The sequence below is a fragment of the Paenibacillus sp. GM2FR genome (assembly GCF_002803325.1).
In the GTDB taxonomy this organism is placed as follows: Bacteria; Bacillota; Bacilli; order Paenibacillales; family Paenibacillaceae; genus Paenibacillus_AQ; species Paenibacillus_AQ lautus.
Window position 1 is genome coordinate 3,858,538 of record NZ_MKZM01000008.1, and the last position, 19,691, is coordinate 3,878,228.

A 19,691-nucleotide genomic window follows, 5' to 3' on the forward strand; every position below is an offset into this window, starting at 1 on the left:
TCTATACGGTTGAAGATCTAGCCTTTAATCGAACCCACATAAACGCCTTTCACGAAATACTTTTGCAGGAACGGATACACCATTAATATAGGCACCGTTGAAACCACGATCGCGCAATATTTAACCAGCTCCCGGAACGCGGTCGAGCTCTGGGCGCTGTTAATAACGACTCCGCCCGCGCTGCCGATCGTGGTGGCCGTCGAATCATTGGCGACCAGAATCTCCTTCATTAACAGCTGTAACGGAAACAGTTCCCTGTCCTTCAGCAGGACCATGGCATTAAACCATGAGTTCCAATTGCCAACCAGATAGTACAGGAAGATAACGGCCAGCGTGGCTTTCGACAGCGGCAGGATCACGGTGATGAGGATGTTGGCCTGGCTTGCGCCATCAATCAATGCCGCTTCTTCCAGCTCTCTCGGAATCGATTGGAATCCGGTTCTTAAAATGATGATATTCCAAGTGCTTAAAGCAGTCGGCAGAATCATCGCCCACAGATTGTTGTACAAGCCGATGTCCTTCATTAACAGAAACCAGGGAATCAGTCCTCCGCCGAAAAACATGGTGATCGTAATCAGAATCATGATGAAATTCTTGAAATACAAGTCCCGCCTGGAGAGGACGTACGCGCCCAATATCGTCATGACCATATTGACCAAAGTGCCCAGTCCCACATAAATGATCGTATTCATGTACCCCTTCAGCAGGCTGTTGTCTTTAAACACCAGCTTGTAACCATCGAGCGTGAATCCCAGCGGCTTTAACAATACCCCTTTATGTGCCATCAAGGCGCTGGGATCGCTGACGGAAGCAAACAAGATATGCAATATGGGATAAAAACACACCAACGTTAACGCGGTTAACAGCGTATAGTTCGTAAAGTCGAATATGCGGTCTCCTATGCTTTTATGCTTCCTGCTTCGTTTCACTTTGAGTTGCTTGATATCCTCCATAACCTTCCCTCTCTCTTACCATAAGCTGGATTCAGACCTGCGTTTTACGATGGTATTTGTCATCCATAACAGCCCGAAATTCACGATGGAGCTTATTAATCCGACGGCAGTGGAATAGCTTAGGCTCGCTTCCCTCAAGCCCCTGCGGTAAACATAGGAAGCGATGACATCCGCCGTATCGTAGATTAAAGGATTATAGAGCAGGATAATTTTCTCGTAACCGGAAGCCATCAATCCGCCGATCGCAAAGATAAACAGGATGATGATGACCGGACTGATCTGGGGCAGCGTAATGTACCACATTTTTTTCACCCTGCCGACCCCGTCGATATCGGCCGCTTCATATAACGAAGGATCGATGGAGCTCATCGCAGCCAGGTAAATGATGCTGTCCCATCCGATGCTCTGCCAGATTCCGGAGAAGGTATAAATCGGACGGAACAAATTGGAATACCCGAGAAGGGATGAGTAGTCTTTTCCCGTTATGAATGAGAGCAGCTGCGTGACGACCCCTTCATTGGCCGTAAAGATGTGAATGATCCCGCACACAACCACCAGTGAAATAAAATGCGGCATATACGTAATGGTTTGTACGGTCCGCTTAAATTTGGAAGAGCGAACTTCATTCAGCAGCAATGCCAGGATAATCGGTGCCGTAAATCCAAACACGATGCCCCACACATTCAGCAGGAGCGTATTCTTGACGACTCTCCAAAAATAGGGTCCGGAGAAAAAATCGATGAAATGTTTGAATCCCACCCAATCGCTATCCGCGAATCCCAGCAAGGGCTTGAAATCCTTGAATGCGATCATGACGCCCCACATCGGCCCGTAGCAGAAGATCAAGAACCACGCCACGACGGGAAGGGCCATCAGATAGACGAACCAATTCTTTTTCAGATCCTTTTGAATCAACCGTTTGGTATTCTTGGGCTCCGAGGGCGTCTGGACATGGTCTATTCCCCTGTTTTTCCGTAATATCTCCATGAATCAACCACCTGTTCTTATTATGAAAACTATCGTTGGTTATACCGATCCAAGGCTGCCTGATGGAGACTTAAGAATTCGTCCAGCCCCATACTTTGCGCTTCCTTCAAAAATTTATCGTAAGCATCAACCGGCAATTCGCCCATAATGATCTTCGCAAAGTATTCTCCGCGCAGCGTGGACAATTGGTTTCCAAGCTCGGCTTCGCGCGAGGCTTCTTCTTTCGTGAAGGTGATCGGCGGCATCGCCATGCTGGTATCCATGTTTTCCGTCCAATTCTTTCGGATATCTCCGGAATAGCTTCCTTTCGCCGAGATCAACGGGTTGGCATTATGCTCATCGCGAATGTTCGGCCAACTGTGCCAGCGGTATTTCCAAAGTGTGACGTCGACCGGCTGACCGTCCGGATCATTGTAGATGTAACTGTTTTCAGGGTAATAAGGCATTCCTTGTTCATCCACCAAATGCACCGTGCCGTACTCGCCAAAGTTAATGAGCTCCCAGCCTTTTTTGCTGAAGTTGAAATCCAGCCATGCCATTGCAGCTTCGACATTTTTGCTCTGAGTGGTGATGGCTGCACCGGTTCCGGTTCTTTTGAAGTTTTTATAGGTGGTTGCGGATTTGTCCCCTTCATTCAGAACAGGATTCAGCGCCCCCACGAAATCAATATCGTTCTGCACTTTCCAGTAGCTCCACATCGTATCCGGTGAGTCCATCATGACGGCCGTATCGTCGGATATCGCGCTGGCCATCCGTTGATTGAAATCGGCGGTAGCCCAATCCCGATTCAGCAAGCCTTCCTTATTCCACTGCTGCATCGTCGCGAGATATTCCTTGGCTTTCGGTTGTGCAGGACCCCATGCGACTTTGCCGTTCTCATCCAGGAAGGTCCAGTCCCAGACGCCATATGCGCCATTAATGATGCCGGTAAAGATTTGGCCGTACGTCGATCCGTAATTCAGCGGTGCTTTATATCCGACTTCCTTGGATTTCTTCAGAAATTCATACCATTCATCTATCGTCGTCGGGACTGGAAGTCCTGTCTTATCCAGCGCTTCCTGCTTGATTAACGTGCCGAACCAGATCCATTCGGAATATGGAGCGATCCCGTAGAAGCCCAGCAGCCTGCCATCATCGGTTACGGTCGTTTTTCTTCTCGTTTCGTCCGAGTTGCGCCATGCCGAATAATTCGGGGCATGCTTTTCCATCAGGTCGGTCAAGTCGAGGTAAGCGCCGTCGTTTACCCCCGCTTCCAAGCCTCCCGGATAACGGCCCGGGTCAATGATGATATCCGGCAGCTCGCCGGAGGAGATCATCAAGGTAAAGGCATCCGCTTCCTGCCCGACGGGCGGCGTAATGAAGTTCACCTTAATGCCGGTGAGCTTCTCTACCTGCTTCTGAACCAAGTGATTATTCATATCCGGGATGTTGGAGTTGGCAGGCATCCATACATCCAGCACCACATCGCCTTTAACGGGATAAGCAGAATAATCGCTAGGAATGACTTCTTCGAAAACGTCGCCCAGATATGTATCGTTCAGTGTGCTGTTGACCTCATCGATTTGCTCCTGCGTCGGTGCTTTATTGCCGCGTATGTCCCCGCTGATATCTTCAAACGTCACCTCATTCTTCTCTACGCCTTCCTCTTGGGTTACGGTATTATCGGGCTCGTTATTTGCCTTGCCGCTGCAAGCGGTTACCGTCGAAATGATCAAAATGGATATGAATAACAGAGTGAAATAACGCTTCATCGTTCTGTTCATGCTTAACCTCCCATGATATGAATAATTGCGAGCACCCCCAGCATTAGCGCCTGAGAGGATCAATATTCCGTGGTTTTTTCAGGGGTGCCAGTTTAAGGCTTGCTATCTTTCGTTCTTCAATCTTCGTAGTGTCTAAGCCCCCCCCGGTCTGAAATGCAACTCCTCCTCTTGGCCATTCCAATGGATCCCCTCTCACATGTAAATTGACGGCATTACCAGTCCCTACACTTTCATTTAATACAATTATCCTGTATCTTTAACCGAAGTATAAGCATACTACTTCATTCTGTCAACGCTTTCATACATAATTTCAGTAATTAAAATTAGTCATTTTCTTTATTCTTTGTTTTGTTTATCGAGATATCGGAAACAATCCATAAACTGATAACCCTTATCCCAAAAGGAATATCCGATTAAAAATGCCGTTTTTGTTATGAAATCACGTTCCCCTCACGATTCACTCTCATTCGTAATAAACCCCCATTCATTACAGATAATCTGTAATGAATGGGGGTTTATCGAATCCTGTGAATATTCACTTACACCCTTGCGGCATCTGACGCACCTTTGCCGTCATCATCGATCCTCTCGGGATACCTGTTCGTTTACGTTATGAAGCCGCATACATTATTCTCCGGACGGTATCGCTATGGCCTGCGAATCACTGGCCGGGACACCGAAGTCCGGGGTTCCATCTTGCTTCCAGCCGAATTTCTGGATACGGGTCGAGCGTAAGGCCGTATCTGCTCCAGGCTCTGGAAGCGCATGGTAAACAATCCAGTCCTCCTTGCCATCCGGTGATTGCGTGAAGCTGTTGTGACCGGTAGCGTACACCCCGTTCTCCACGCTTTTGCAAAATACAGGCTCCATGGATTTAGACCAGGATAGCGGGTCCATCGGATCCGCAGTTTCATCCATCGTGAGCATTCCCAGCGCATAATCCTCGGACCAGGTAGTGCTGGCCGAGTACACCAGGAAGATGCGGCCGTTCCGCTGAAGGACGACGGGTCCTTCGTTAATGGCCATTCCGCCTTGTTTTTCCCAGGACAGGGTCGGGGCGGTAAGTAATACATGATCTCCCGTCAATGTCCAAGGGTTTGTCATGCGCATGATGTATAGAGCGGAGCCATAATCCGGGAAATGACCGTACCCCGCATACAGGAAATAAAGCTGATTGCCTACGGTCATGACCGTACCGTCCAGGCCGGGTACGGGGGTCGGCAGCGCGCCCTTCCATGTCCATTCGCCTTCCATTGGATCAGGCTCCCCGTTCTCCAGCACGCATATTTGGCGCGACTCGTCGCCTCCCCCGTCATTCGCTGTAAAATAAATGTACCACTTGCCGTCCAGATGGTGGATTTCCGGCGCCCACAGGTTATAACTATGGCGTCCGCCGGCTTCCGGAGACCAGATCGTTTTCTTCCGTCCCTCTGCAAGTCCGGTCAAGGTTGCCGATTGTGTCAGCTCCAGATATCCGCGTCTCGTTGCCATAAAATAGTAATAGCCGTCCGTATGCTTCCATACCCAAGGATCGGCTGCTTGCTCTACGATCGGATTGTTGAATGTTGGTCCATGTACCATTTTCTTATCCTCCTTATCCCTTGAATTTCCTGGTTTTTGATCAACACTACGGCAATTCACCCCTGGCACCCCTTAACTCCCCACACCCCCCACGAAAAGTTAAACCCAATCTTACTGATGTCTTCCAGCCTTGTCTATACGCAATTATACGAAGATTTATCGCGTTAGATTATGTAACATATCTAGTTATAGTGAAGGATTGACCTAGCATCTATTACTATCTGGAGAAAATTGACGGCGTCTCGATACGTTTATTGGAAATTCATTAGGTGCTGCACGATCAAAAAAAGCTGGTCCCGAAGGATCAGCTTTATCGTGAAATCGATCTCGCCAGTCGAAACCCGAGATCCTCAATCCGAAACGTCGGGTGGCTTCGCCGGCGGCATGTCGCCCCGCAGCCCCTGGCCTCTTCCGCCCAGCTCCCGCCGCGGAATACTCTGTATGAGCCGTATACGTCCGGATCGTATACATCCCAGCACCACTCCCACACATTTCCGAGCATATCGTAAAGCCCCCACGCATTGGGCCTCTTTTTGCCTACCTCATGCAGGGCGCCCCCGGAATTCCCTTCATACCAAGCGATGTCATCAAGCTCTCCGTAACGATAGCCATCACTCCCGGCTCTGCACGCATATTGCCATTCTGCTTCCGTCGGAAGACGGTAGCCATCCGTTTCCCAGTTACACTCCACACACGCACCATCTTCCGTGACCGAATAACATTCGTTTAGACCTGAACGCCGAGATAGCACGTTACAGAAGTGAATTGCATCGTTCCATGATACATCGACGATCGGAACCCGCGTGACGTCAGCAAAACCTGCCCACGGTGGCATAAGCGAGAAATACAGCGCCTTCGTAACAGGAACCGGTGCAAGCTGAAAAGCGTTCACCTCGACCGTCCACGAAGACTTTATACGGTCGTCCCTTAATTGAATTGCGCCTGCTGGAATGTTCTGCATCGGATATCCTTTTAGATAAAACCCAGGTACTGACAACCGTCTTCCTCCCGTTTTCGTCTCTTAGCTCAACCTGCTTAACCGTTCTATTCCTTGTTGTTCGCTCGGCAAGAAAAAGAAATCGTTCCCCTTATTGCATTCATAAATGAAGTCTTGCAAGCTTTGGCTTGGATAAACAGAAAAATCTCCGATAATCGCAACCTTCACATGATAATTGATATACTTCTGAAGGATTTCGCCTGCAAGGCGCGTCTTCAAATCGAAGAAGGCTTCGCTGAATACCGATTGGTTCATCACCATACGACGGCTGCCCGTTTCATATTGCACGGTTGCCATAAGATCCAATGCGGATTGCACATCCTCTATTAATATCTCATTGCTGCGTACGACCGCTATCGTTCCTCCATCTGTTTCAATCTTCTCTATATTCATAGTCACCCTCCTGTTTGGGTAAGTCTTCTTACATAATCCTCACATATGTACCGGTTATCCTCGTCCTTGACGGGCGGAACGTTCGCTACTCTAAAAAAGCTCAGGCCAATAACCATCGCCATCAGCCCATAGGCGGCATCGCGGGAATCTTCAACGGACATCTGCCCCGTCCGGTTGCCGTACTCCATGATCTTGGCGATGCCTTGGAGATCAGCCTCGTAACTCTTCGATACAACTTCCTGCAAATTGCGATCCAGCATGGCTTTTGAGAAAAACTGTACAAAGAGCTTAGCTTGATCAGCATAAGGGATATACATCTTGTCGACCCCCTCCAGCTGCGACACATTAATCATTCGATCCGCGTCATCGCTGAGCGGGGGAAGCATAAACTTCAGGGCAAGATCCATCATTTCTCCCGGTGTCATCGTATGCTCAATGCCGGATTCGATCTTCAGCCCATAGTATGCCAAGAACGACTTGAAAGCTTCGATCGTCAGATGATCCTTATTCTTGAAATAATATGTGACAACTCCTTTGGAACAGTTTGCATGATCGGCCACCTTATCCAGTGTCATGCCGTCAATTCCATACATGCTGATGCAGGTTAACGTGGCATTAACGACCTCTGCCCTGCGCTTCGGTCCCATTCCTAATTTGGGCATAATTTCTTCACCTGTATCTTTGTTGATTTTATTTATACTGAACAGTCGGAATAAAAAAAGTGTACATAAGAATGGCACTTATTGTCAATGAAGGCTTTGGATCAGACCCAGTGCGCAGCCTTTTTTGTTATAAAACTCCTATGAATGAAATCCTCATATATAAATAAAGAGGTATTTCCTTATTCAGAAAATACCTCTTTAAGTTTAAACATCTGCTATCTCAATTCAGCCTCCTAGCTTGCAGTTTAGCCTGTTAGAAGTACAACAAAAGTAGACATTACGCTTTTATTTCCCAGCCAAAAACTCGTCCAACTGACGCTGGATCTCAGCGACGTAGTCATCAATGCCCGCCGCCTTCAGCTTCTCGATGGCTTTGGGATACTCCGTCTCAAAATCGACGAAACCGGAACGGATAGCGGCTAAATCCTTACCCGCGACTTCTTTCAGGGCCGTCTCGATTAACTTGACCTTTTCGTTATTGAATCGGAATCCCAAGGATTCGGATCGAACAGCCTGATCATCCCAGCTCTTATACTTATCGATGGACTCTTGTGCTACATTCGGCCCGAACAATTGGTAATTTTGATTTCTAAACATCCATTCATAGAAGAACTCGCTAGCGGTGAGTTTATTGATTCTTCCATCCACAATCTCGTAATCCTTGCCTTCAACGCCATAGAGAGCAAACAGATAATTCTCCTGGGATTTATAAATCCAATTCACGAACTTCATGGCTCCTTCCGGATTAGGAGCATTCACAGGTATGCCCAGCACCTCTCCGCCTGCAGCCGTCACATAACGCGGTTTATCCTCGGCTAACAGATACGTTTTAACCTCGGCCTCCGGCGCATTGGCTTTGATGGCATCGACAATTTCCATTTCCTTGCCCAGAGATCCTTCAACCCATAAGTATAAGCCCGTCTGCATGCGGGAGTCTCTCTCGTTGTATTTGATGGTCAAATCCTCTGTATATAACCCCGCATCATACATGCCGCGGTTAAACTTCGCGACTTCCTGGAACGCTTCCGTTTCATAGTAGCTGTATGCTTTTTTGCTTTCTTCCCCGAATACAACCAAATCTTCGACGGCGATCCAGTTATATTGTTCATCGGTAAAATATCGGGTCAACGGTTTAAAGATAATATCGGCGGGCCCCTTCATTTCAGGGAATTTCTCTTTCGCCCTGGTTGCGAATTCCTTTAAATCGTCAGCCGTCTTCAAGTCCGTCATCCCCACCGCTTCGAGGATATCCTGACGAACGGCCACCAGCTGGTACATGGCGGAGGATGGTGCATATGCGGATGGAATGCCATGAATCTTCCCATCGATCGTTGCACCCTGAAGCTGCTCCATCGGCAGGACTTTTAGCATATCCTGGCCATATTCCTCGATTAAATCATCCAATACCATGGCTTGTTTCTTGTTGACGATCGTAGAAAGGTCCGGGAGGCCATCCCAATATAAATCGATCGGTTCATTTGCGGCCAGCATGATATCTTTTTGTTCCCAATACTGAGCCCACGGCACAAATGTGACTTCAACCTTCAAACCAAGATCGGCTGCCATCTTCTCCGCGAATTCGTTATCCAGAAATTCGCTCATCCGATCGCTTCGCTCCCCCGGATACAGAATCGTGACGGTTTCAAGCTCGGCTGCCCCCTCTTTTCTGCCGCTGCATCCCGCCATGACCGAAACGGACGCAATCAATAAGACCAACAAGATCAGCATGTTCCTTGCTTTCATGAAAGACCCTCCCTAATAAAATGGTTAATCTATGTTAAAAGCCGGTATCGGCCAGTAACCACGCAGGCGTCTATTCTTTGACCGCACCGGCCATAATCCCGTGCACGAAGTATTTTTGAATGAAAGGGTACAGGAATATGATCGGACCGATCGTAATGACCGTAATGGCCATCTTCACGGTCTCCGCTGGCAATGTGATGTTACCTGACGCCCCTGATGGAATACGTCCCGAGCTTATCGCATTGACGTTCGACAGAATGTTGTAGAGGAAATATTGCAGCGGAAATAAATCGCGTTCGTTAATAAAGATCAGAGCGTGCCACCAATCATTCCAATATTGAAGCGCATACATTAATCCAACCGTCAGCAATGCGGTCTTGCTTAATGGGAGGGCTATTTTTACATAGATCGTAAAATAATTGGCGCCGTCCATCTCGGCAGCTTCATATAAAGATGGAGAGATGCTTGCAAAGTACGTGCGCATCAGGAACATGTTCCATACGCTGAAGATGGAAGGCAGGATCAAGGCCAGAATGCTGTTCTTCAATCCATAATAATTGACGCTGACCATGTACCACGGAATTAAGCCGGCCGAGAAGATAATCGTAAAGTTGCTAATAAATGCGAGCACGTTGCGGTATCTCAGCTTTTTGATCGATAGGGAAAATGCAATCATGCTGGTAATCAGCAGAGCCCCTACCGTACCCACAGTGGTTACAAACAGGGTTACCCCGTAGGATTTGAGCAGTTTCATCCCACTATTAACAAAGATATATTTATAGGTATCCAAGCTGGGACTTAAGGGGATCATCGAATAGCCGTTTCTCGCAACGGCCTGTTCCGAAGAAAAGGATACGCTTAAGGTTAAAACAAGGGGATACAGACACACGAGCGCGAATAAACCGATGAAAACATAGGCAAAGGCTATTACCAATTGATCGCCAAGCAATCTATTCTTTTGTTTCATCAAAATAGACCCTCTCCGTCATTTATTTTCTTAGCCGATTGGTTTGCAGCCGTAATCAGGATCAGTCCCATCAAGGACTGGAAGAGCCCGATTGCCGTAGAGTAAGAAAAGCCCAGCGTGCGCATCGACTGATAAACGTATGTATCGATAACCGTTACTTCTTCAGCCAGGACCGGATTGTTGCCGACGATGCCGTAAATCATCCCAAAGTCCCCGTAGAAGATTCTGCCGACGCTCAGCAAGCTCAAGACGATGATCGTTGGTTTCAGCATGGGCACGGTCAAGTAAAAAATCCGCTGCAATTTGTTGGCGCCATCCACCTTAGCCGCTTCGTACAAGCTTCCATCAAAATTGGACATCGCTGCCATATAGACAATGGAACTGTAGCCGCTCCATTTCCAAACGCTCGACAAAATGATGATCCATTTCCAATATTTAGGCTCGGAGTACCACCTTATCGGCTCGGCTCCAAAGAACTCCAGTATATTGTTGGCAACGCCCACATCCGTGGAGAAGATGCCGTACAGAATCGCCCCAACGACGACCCACGATATGAAATAAGGAAAAAACATCATGCTTTGAGCGACTTTTTTGTAGGTTTTATGCCGGATTTCATGGATCAGAATGGCAATGCTGACGGGAATGATAATGCCTAATATGAGACCAAAAAAGTTGATATACAGCGTGTTATAGGTAACCTTCCATCCCATGCTGTTTTCCGAGAAAAAGTATTTGAAATTGTCCAGACCTACAAATTCACTGCCGAAGATGCCATCAACCACATTAAAATCGGTAAAGGCCATCCATATCCCGGCAAAAGGGATATAGGAGAACATGATCAGCACGATCAGGGCAGGCACGCACATCAGATACAGTATTCTGTTTTTCGTTATTTCATATAGAAACCCCTTAACCACGGAACCCATTTCATCACTACCTTTGCAATGTGATTAAACGATTATGCCAAAATGCTCTGCTGCAGCCTCTCCTTAAGTTGATCCAGATCGACCACGGTACCCGTAATTCTCGCCTCTTCCGCGGCATAGGCCATGATATGGCTTTCGACGGACATGTCGATGGAGGATCTGCTGCTGAAGTCGGCATTCCCCAGATTCTCCAAAAAGTCGTTCATCAGACCGGTATCGCCGCCGTTATGTCCACCGCTCACCGTTGCCGGCCGAATGACGGTTTGCTGAACGGGTTCTGCCATATTGGAGTTAAAGCGGGTGACTTCGATAATGTTCAAGTTATCGTCGCCTCGAATTTCCCCATGCTCGCACATGATTTTGAGCGTACGGTACATTTTGTTGGTGAATCCGCTTAAATTAAACGTTGCCGTTACTCCGTTTTTGAACTCGATCACGGTGACTTGATGGTCGCACACATCATTGTCAAGCCGATAAACACAGCGTCCGTAAGGACTCGTTGCGAGCGCTTGGAGCAGTCCATCTTCGCTCTGATCCGCCGAAATGACGGTAGCGGGCCATTGGCCCCTTATAGGCAAATAGGCTTTTCTTGCATCGAATCGGCAGTTTGCTGCTACCTTACAGTCAAGGCATCGTTCCGCACTGCCTGCCGGTGCATTCTCCGCCTTAAAATAAGTCAGGCTGCCATAGGAAGAGATCCGTTTCGCTTGACTGTCCACCAGCCAGGCCAGAATATCCATATCATGGCAGGACTTCTGCATGATAATCGGACTGGCCAGGTCGCTTCTCCTCCAGTTGCCTCGTACAAAGGAGTGCGCCATATGGAAATTGCCGATATTCTCGTTATGCTGAATGGTCACGATCTTGCCGAGCTCTTGGCTATCGATGATTTTCTTGATTTCCGCAAAGAAGTTCGTATATCTGAGTACATGGCATACAATCACTTTCCGACCTGTTTCATTGGCTTTTCGTTGTATTCTCAAGCTTTCTTCCGGACTTGGCGAAATGGGCTTTTCCAGCAAAATATCATAGCCAAGATCAAGCGCTCTCATCGTTTGCGCGTAATGATCACGGTCCATGGAAGAAACAATGACGGCATCGCAAATTTTGCCGAGCCGATAAAATTCATCCACGGATTCAAATTGTTTCTCCAAGGGAATCTGAAACTCGTCCGCTGCCGCCTTTCTTCTGCTGTCATCCGGTTCAACGACCGCAACAATGTCCTCGCTTGGGTATGCATGCCTTGCGTAGATCATGCCTCTTTGTCCTGCGCCGATTAATGCTAACTTCAAATCCATAACCTCCAGCAAACTCGTATTTGTCCTAACCATCTTGTTCGAAACATCTATTCCTGTTCTGGAACCACAGGATCTTCCAAGGGATAATATCCTTCCGGATAATAAGTATCCCAAATATTCATGAGCGGATCCTCATCGGATAGTTCGACTTGTATTGTGCCTGCCTCATAATACCCATCCTGCTGCGGATTCTGTATATGTAGGGGGATATACGACCGGTCTTCGAAATAGAGTGCTATACTCAGCGTATATCTTCCCGGTAACATATCCTTCAAGGGGACCATCTCGTTATGGACAAGGTCCCCGGTTAACCAGGAATGCGTGGCTGCGTGCAAGGGATATTCGTAGGAAACCTCCCCCTGCTTTAACTGCACCCATAACTGAAATTCCCGATAAATTCTCGAACTGCCCCCGTTGACAAACCAGAATCGCAGCGGCAAACTCCCACGGCTATATACGGTTTCCGGATAAGTCAGTCTACGTAAAGCCAGATGATATCCAAGCCCTATATTCAGATTGGAGAGGCCGGCGTGCCAGCGATATGCCTCGCGTCTGGTATGAGGGCCGCAAATGTCATCGGTTACATGAAGGACCACCTGGTAGCGCTTCCATGCCTTCTGCAGCTTATGTATGGCAAAGGCCTCACAGCATTCGATCCAATTCTCCTCACTGCACTTCACCAGCAGGCCAAACCCTCGACTGCGTTCTCTTAGATGCTGAATCAGTCTGTCATTCTGCAGTTCGGCTAGCAGCGTCTGCACCTCAAACGACTCCATATAAGCGTTCCATTCTTCCTTACTGTCAGCTAAGGTTGATATCAGAACGGCTGTTAAGCGTCTGTCGGAGTCAATATAGCTCCCGACTTTTCGGATCAAAGCCGCAAAACAATCAGGCGCGTAATCCGGAGCCCAGATCGGCAATTCCGGTACCAGGACAAGAATGGGATTTTGGGCCGTATGCAGTGCTTCATGGATCGCTTCAAGCCTGTATTCTCCTCGAACCGGCTCAAGCGTTCTCCAGGAAAAGGAGACGTATTCGAATTGCCCCAGGCTTGTATCAAACTCCCTGTTCAATAGGGGTTGCGGTCGGATTTTTACGGTTTTATACTTCTCGTAGTTTTCGAGCGAGTATTTCCCCATCCTCTTCTCTCCTTTGCAAATGGCTGTCAACGGTTCTGTGAAATTGCTCGATATCTGCATCGGTTATATACGGCCGGCTGCCAATCCTTTCAATATCTTCCCTTAATACAATCATGCTTAATGTGTTAAAACGGGCTCCCGTTTCCATATACGCCGCTGCTGCTTTTTGCAGTGAGGTTGTATATTCGCCGGGGCTTCGGACCGGATCTGCCCTCCTGTCACCAAACGCTTCATAACGCAGCATGCCGTCCCCTTCCATGGTCGGATAGTTATAGAATTGTTGTTGAACGAGGACGATATTGCTTTTTTCATGGTCCAGGATAAGCGACAGCCTTGTATCATAAAGCCAGCTTGAGCTCCAGAAGCCTTTGACGGGTAACTCCGGAAAGTACTGGTCATAGAATGCAGCAGCCATCTCCATGGAACTCTTCAGCCTGTCCGGTGTGTATCCGGGTCCGGATGGAATGTGAAGCGCTAACAGCGTATCCCCTTTTTGAAGTACCGGTTCCCATTCTTTCTTTAGGATCGGCGTCGTTTCTCTTTCAACGAATCCCATGGGATTTATCCGATTAGCAATAACAAACTCGGCGTTCTCGTGCCATTCCGAGGTGAAGTTTCCTTGAAGATCATATACATCATTGATGCCGTTCCGTTGTCCATCACTGCGAAATTCTTCGCCTGCGTGCCGAAGGGCCATGACCTCCTGCGTGTTCACATGACGGAACATGGTGAAGGGATCCTCAAATCGGTAGGGGATAAAATAAAACCGGTCTAACAAAAAGATGGAGCAGGTATAAAAATTCATCACCCATGGAAAATCATGAACCTTGGCATCGCCGTGCAGCACCAACTTTTCCAATTGAGGCTTCAGGGGCTGTTGAGGGATCTGCTCGTAGTAGGCTTTAGGTACGGAACGCGCCTCCAGCTTGTTCATGGAAGGAACAACGCAGGCCAGCAGCAAAAGAAAGGAGTATAATTCTCCGTATTGCTTCATGCTTCCTGGTGTCATATTCGTATAATGAGTCTCATCACAGCGATTGCGCAAAGTGCACATATCCTCCACTAAAAATTGGGTGAAGTGAAATAGTACGGCGTCCTTTTCTATCGCCTCAACCCCATGAATGAGCCATTGCCGGGTATGTTCAGGAATTTGATGCTGCTCAAAGATTCCAGACAGGAAATCCCTGGGAATGAGATGGGGCTTGCCATCCGGTTGATAGCGATCGTATTTCGCTTCCAAGCCTTCCGGCAGGTAATCAAAATCACAAATGGTTGTACACTCTTTAAAATTCATCCGACTCTCCATATGCCTTCCTCCCTTGTTCAACGAATAGCTTGCCCATCGGGTAATAGCCGTCGTTGTTTCCCTCGATGGCCAGCTGGATATTCCCGATTTCCTTCACACCGGTTTCGATGCCAATCTCCAAACGATATTCACCTTCGGACATATTACCGGGTAAACCCAAACTTTCTTCCCAAACAATATCTTCGTCCGGCAGCCACTCCCTGATATCCTCCCCGCTGTGCAGCGTATAGGTTTGATCCTGGCCAGTAAGCCTCACGACCAGCGGATAATGATTATAGATCGGGGCTACTCCTACATTAGCCCACAATGCACTGATTTTTAGCTGACCACCCGCATTCACCCTCGAATCGTACGTGAATTTCCTCAATTCAAAGCGGTATCCCATCTTGTTCAGCCAAGCCTTAACCTTCTCTTTCCACGGTTCGGGGACTACCGTTCCTTTATTGTTAAAGGAAGAGATGTGCCACTTCAGCGTTTCTTGAATGATATAATCCATATCCCAGCCCTGAAGATACCAATCATTCATGTGCCAGCATGCTTCAAATAGAATCGGAGCCTTCTCCCAGGCATCTCCCATCTTGAAATTCTGAATATTCTGGGGATAGAAATCCGTCATATGAGACCACTGATTTCCATGAAAGCCGCCCATATCACCCAAGCAATCGACGCGAAAGCCCACTTTGGCTTTGCGCTCTTTTACAATGCTGATCGACAGGGGATCATGCAGCAGAGCTTGGAGAGGCGTTATTTTAAATCCGTCCAAGTAGGCATCTGTAATGCGTTTAATGGCCTCCGGCTTTAAAAATTCGGTCCCGCCGCCTTCTCCCCAGGCCCCTACAATCGTCAAATCAATTGAGCTTATGACCGGGTGTCCGTCAAACCGTGCGGCAAACGCCTGGATAAAGCTAGACCAATACAGCACATATGGTGTGGTCTCTGGGTCTACTCTCCAGAACGGAAAGTCGGGCTCCTCCGGATATTCCGCACGATACCAAGCCGGTATATCATCTTCTTCGCTTAACGCGTATGGGGAACAGCGAACCACGGCCGTACAGCCCATCGATTTTGCGTAGTCCAGCTTTTCCTCAAGGACTTCCCACCTGTATTCCCCTTGGCGAACTTCCACGTCCCGCCAGCGCACGCTGCAGAAATACACTTTGCTGTCGGGATGATTATACGTTCTGCTGTCTTCCGTGAACTTATATTTCTTGTGCTCTTCCCTTCGATTGTCGCAGATCCGATCCAGGTTCCCCATTAACCCCGGTGCTGCTGTAAAACCAATGCCCGGGTTGTTTAGGATGTCTTCTAACCTAATGGGGTAAACCGTTACTGCTTTGTCCATGTTCTGATCAGCCCCCCCGCCGCCTGCTTACCATACGTCGTTGTTTTGTTACGTTAATTTTACGTAACAAAACAACGTAAATTCTTGCAATCGTTTCGTGATTTCATGTTATATCATCCCTATATATCCTTGCAATAACAATTTTTAATTTTTTAAAATTTCAGGTAACATAGCACGACAGAAACATGTTATGATTGATTTTAATCATGAATACATATAAACTTAGAGAACGTAACAAACTCACGTAACACGAAACGCAACATAACGATCAACGAGTCCATCATTGTTTACCGTGTAACATTCCTATAAACTCTAAATGGTGACTATTCGTAACTTAAAAGGAGAATGTGTTTATTTATGAGTACCATTCGGGATGTTGCTAAATTAGCAAATGTATCTACTGCCACCGTATCCAGAGTTTTAAACAACGATACAAAATATAAAATCACGGACGAAACCCGGGAACGAGTTTGGCAGGCGGTTACGCAGTTGAACTATAAAATCACTTCAAGTCCCAAGCGAAAAGTTTCAACCAAGGATCATTCCGAAAGTAAGTCGCATATCAAAATTGGTTGTGTACTAAGCGTTACAAAAGATAAATACAACGATCCTTATTTCATGTCGATCTTATCTGGTGTGGAAGAGCGATTGCTGAGTGCGGGATATAACATTTCCTTTATTCGGACTGGAATCGAACTGAATGACAGCAAGATCCTTTTCAATACCTTCAGCGAACCGATTACCGGTCTGATTCTTATGGAATCGTTGAACAGCGAAACCTATGAGTATATACGCAAGCAGGTTCCTTATATCGTGGGGATTGATACCGAGCGCGGGGATATCGATAATGTGGGCTATGATCATTACAATGTTGCTTCGATGGCCGTCAATCATCTCATTGACAAAGGCCACACCCAGATTGGTTATATCGGGGGAAGCGGATTAACGAATAACCTGAAAGACAGCCGCCGTTACCGAGGCTACTACGCCACCATGCATGCTGCCGGAATGTCGGTGAATCCCGATTGGGTTATTGATTGCATGTGGGATGAAGCGGTCTGCATTGAAAAAATAAATCATTTATGTAAAACCAAAAATGGCCCGACCGCCTTCTTTGCAGGCAGCGATCTAATGGCCATGGCCGCCCTCAACGGCTTGTATAACAACGGCATTTCCGTTCCTAATGAAGTGGCTGTCATAGGTTTATCCAATATCGAGGTATCCAAGTATTCCAATCCTCCTCTGTCAACGATCGATGTACCGACAAAAGAAATTGGCATGGTTGCCGTCGACAACCTGATCGACAGAATGAACGGAAATCATCTGCTCCCCAAGAAGGTCATTTTGCCTACCCGCTTGGTCGTACGCAGTTCCACTTAAAGGGAGACTAGGAAGTCGAAATGAATACATTCATCAACGCATTGCACATGAAGCACCGGACACGGTGCTCTTTTTTTCTGGGGTGTAAGAAGTTAGGAAGCTGCATTGGAAAGGAGGTGAGAGCTTCGGATTCGGTAGAATGAATCCAATGTTAACAAGACGTTTGGACTTGCAGCTTTATGACACCAATCATCCTGTGAGGAGGTTTGACATGAAAGCATGGGGTATTCACATGAAAATGACGTTCGCTATTTTTACGATGACGGCCATTCTCCTTACCTTGTCCCCTTTTTCCCTCTTTATTTCGACTGCAGAAGCCGCTTCGATCGTTGTCGATGGTGATCCGAGTGACTGGGAAGGGCTTCCGGTGATTTCCACGAATTCGGGAACCGCTAGCGTCTTAAAGGCTTCCCACGATGACAAGAATCTTTATCTGCTTGTGGAAGGCTCAGGACTTAGCACGACAACGGGGAGCTTCTGGCTGAATACGGATCAGAATGCTACGACCGGATATCAAGCCTTCGGATGGGGGACGACCGGCATTGAATGGCTCTTCGAAAATCAATCGCTTTACCGCTACTCCGGGAATGGCAGCAGCTGGAATTGGGATTGGTCTTCCACCCTCCCTTCTTCTCAATACGTGCGCACCTCATCTATTATTGAAGCCGCACTCCCTCTCGCCACACTTGGACTTGCTGCAGGCAGCAGCGTGAACATGGGTTACCTGGACAACCATTCGGATGTCAATCGCCTGCCAGCGCAGAACCAGCCGCTTCCCGTTTATACGCTTAATGAAGGTAATCCCGGAGAAGAAATGATCGAATTTCACCCAAGCGAGCTGAATGATCCGCTCAATAACCCGTTTAAGGGTTGGGCTCCTTCAGCCAAATCAACCCATTACCCTCAGGACCACCGTCTCGTGTATGCCGGTGTCACCTGGAAGGAGCTAGAGCCAACAAAAGGCAACTATGATTTCAGTGCGATTGAAACGTCCAATCATTTCGACTATTGGCAAAGCCGCGGCGTCAAGGTGGTGCTGCGCTTTATTCTGGACAGTCCTTCGGGCGCGCCTCACCGGGATATTCCTGACTGGCTGTACAATGACATGGTGAGTTTGGGACAATCTCCAGGTAAGGCCTACCAAGATGAAACCGGTGGTATGGGAGCCGGCAACAACACGGGGTTCTCCCCTAATTACAGCTCCGATTATCTGATCGCCCGCCACAAACTTGCGATCGAAGCGATTGCGGAGCATTACGACACGGCTGACAGCCCGATCGCTTTTGTGCAAATCGGTTCACTCGGCCATTGGGCGGAATTCCACACCTGGCCTTATATCGGACCTAATGGGGAAAGCAACTATACGGGCGCATTTCCTCCGAACCCCATTTCCAACCAGTACATTCAGCACTATATCGATGCGTTTGCCGATCAGGAGGAGCATACGCAGCTATTGATCAGACGAAGCGTCGAATTGGCCAATAATAATAACAAGGGTCTGATTCTCGGCATGTATAATGACGTGTTCGGAGATCAGCCGAGCTTTGATTCCGAATGGGGATGGTATACCGGCACACAGAACGGTTATTGGGATGATATCGGCCAGCAGCAGCCAAACCATGCCAACTTCTGGGACACTCGCGTCTCTGGCGGCGAATTTTACGGGGGCGCCTATGGTCTGAATGCTGCGCTCACGACAGGGAGCGGCTTTAATGAGACGCTGCGGCAAACCGAGCTTAGCAAACCAAGCTGGCTTGGACCGAATTCTCCAGCTTCCTTGGCGCTGGGCAATCCTTTGCAGGGCAATATGGATACGCTGAAGAAACGAATGGGCTATCACTTTGTTGTGAACAAGGCTGCATATCCGCAAGTGAATACCGGAGACACGCTCGATGTATCCATCGTCGTGGAAAATAAGGGGGTTCAACACTTCCCGTTCCACTGGCCTGTTGAAGTTCAACTGCGCAGCGGGGGCCATATCGTAGCACGCCAGTCCACTTCTGCGGACTTAAGAACCTGGAGGACTGGTTTGCATACGGCCTCAGGCTCTATCTCCACCAACGCGCTGCCACACGGAACCTATGAGCTGGCCATCGCGATTCTTAATCCGTCCACGAACCAACCCGGGGTTGATTTTGCTAATACGGAACGCCTTTCAGACGGAGCCTATAAGATCGGCACATGGACAAAATAAGGAAAGCCGCGGGCTGATCCGAAACGATGAACAACAGCTATCGGGAATAACCCGATAGCT

At 48.0% G+C, this 19,691-nt stretch carries 16 protein-coding genes; 2 read left to right on the top strand and 14 right to left on the bottom strand.

Annotated elements, in window-relative coordinates; genetic code table 11:
* Positions 1–17: 17 nt before the first annotated feature.
* The 14 genes from PAEVO_RS17460 to PAEVO_RS17525 form a co-directional block, all read right to left on the bottom strand.
* On the bottom strand, positions 18–953 hold the full coding sequence (locus tag PAEVO_RS17460; RefSeq protein WP_100538685.1) for a carbohydrate ABC transporter permease: 936 nt from the start codon (positions 951–953) through the stop codon (positions 18–20).
* Between the two features lie 15 nt (positions 954–968).
* Positions 969–1,940: an ABC transporter permease gene (locus PAEVO_RS17465; RefSeq protein WP_100538686.1), complete on the bottom strand. Its 972-nt coding sequence runs from the start codon at positions 1,938–1,940 to the stop codon at positions 969–971.
* 29 nt (positions 1,941–1,969) lie between these two features.
* Complete coding sequence (locus PAEVO_RS17470; RefSeq protein WP_100538687.1) at positions 1,970–3,703, bottom strand: extracellular solute-binding protein; 1,734 nt, start codon at positions 3,701–3,703, stop codon at positions 1,970–1,972.
* Positions 3,704–4,330: 627 nt separating this feature from the next.
* On the bottom strand, positions 4,331–5,284 hold the full coding sequence (locus PAEVO_RS17475; protein WP_100538688.1) for a glycoside hydrolase family 43 protein: 954 nt from the start codon (positions 5,282–5,284) through the stop codon (positions 4,331–4,333).
* A 310-nt stretch (positions 5,285–5,594) separates the two neighbouring features.
* Positions 5,595–6,245, bottom strand: coding sequence for a formylglycine-generating enzyme family protein (locus PAEVO_RS17480; protein ID WP_207797511.1), 651 nt, complete (start codon positions 6,243–6,245; stop codon positions 5,595–5,597).
* 60 nt (positions 6,246–6,305) lie between these two features.
* Positions 6,306–6,674 carry a DUF4180 domain-containing protein gene (locus tag PAEVO_RS17485; protein WP_100538690.1) on the bottom strand — a complete coding sequence of 123 codons (369 nt, stop codon included), beginning with the start codon at positions 6,672–6,674 and terminating at the stop codon, positions 6,306–6,308.
* Positions 6,675–6,676: 2 nt separating this feature from the next.
* A complete protein-coding gene (locus PAEVO_RS17490) occupies positions 6,677–7,336 on the bottom strand; it encodes a TetR/AcrR family transcriptional regulator (RefSeq protein WP_100538691.1) in 660 nt (219 codons plus the stop codon).
* A gap of 285 nt (positions 7,337–7,621) precedes the next feature.
* Positions 7,622–9,079, bottom strand: coding sequence for an ABC transporter substrate-binding protein (locus PAEVO_RS17495; protein WP_100538692.1), 1,458 nt, complete (start codon positions 9,077–9,079; stop codon positions 7,622–7,624).
* 70 nt (positions 9,080–9,149) lie between these two features.
* Positions 9,150–10,046 (bottom strand): carbohydrate ABC transporter permease, encoded by an 897-nt coding sequence (locus PAEVO_RS17500; RefSeq protein ID WP_100538693.1) that lies wholly within the window; start codon positions 10,044–10,046, stop codon positions 9,150–9,152.
* Positions 10,046–10,972, bottom strand: a complete 927-nt coding sequence (locus PAEVO_RS17505; protein ID WP_100538694.1) for an ABC transporter permease — start codon at positions 10,970–10,972, stop codon at positions 10,046–10,048. The genes PAEVO_RS17500 and PAEVO_RS17505 overlap by 1 nt, the downstream gene beginning before the upstream one ends.
* 32 nt (positions 10,973–11,004) lie before the next feature.
* Positions 11,005–12,270, bottom strand: a complete 1,266-nt coding sequence (locus PAEVO_RS17510) for a Gfo/Idh/MocA family protein (protein WP_243390810.1) — start codon at positions 12,268–12,270, stop codon at positions 11,005–11,007.
* Positions 12,271–12,317: 47 nt separating this feature from the next.
* Positions 12,318–13,409, bottom strand: coding sequence for a DUF4832 domain-containing protein (locus PAEVO_RS17515; RefSeq protein ID WP_100538696.1), 1,092 nt, complete (start codon positions 13,407–13,409; stop codon positions 12,318–12,320).
* Positions 13,372–14,715, bottom strand: coding sequence for an acyltransferase domain-containing protein (locus PAEVO_RS17520; protein WP_100538697.1), 1,344 nt, complete (start codon positions 14,713–14,715; stop codon positions 13,372–13,374). The genes PAEVO_RS17515 and PAEVO_RS17520 overlap by 38 nt, the downstream gene beginning before the upstream one ends.
* Positions 14,693–16,057 (bottom strand): DUF4832 domain-containing protein, encoded by a 1,365-nt coding sequence (locus tag PAEVO_RS17525; RefSeq protein WP_100538698.1) that lies wholly within the window; start codon positions 16,055–16,057, stop codon positions 14,693–14,695. Before PAEVO_RS17525 ends, PAEVO_RS17520 begins: the two co-directional genes overlap by 23 nt.
* A 357-nt stretch (positions 16,058–16,414) precedes the next feature.
* On the opposite strand from PAEVO_RS17525, the gene PAEVO_RS17530 reads away from it, so the two are divergent.
* The gene (locus PAEVO_RS17530; protein WP_100538699.1) at positions 16,415–17,437 is read left to right on the top strand and encodes a LacI family DNA-binding transcriptional regulator; all 1,023 of its coding nucleotides are present in this window, start codon (positions 16,415–16,417) and stop codon (positions 17,435–17,437) included.
* 211 nt (positions 17,438–17,648) lie between these two features.
* A complete protein-coding gene (locus tag PAEVO_RS17535) occupies positions 17,649–19,631 on the top strand; it encodes a DUF4832 domain-containing protein (protein ID WP_100538700.1) in 1,983 nt (660 codons plus the stop codon).
* Positions 19,632–19,691 lie beyond the last annotated feature (60 nt).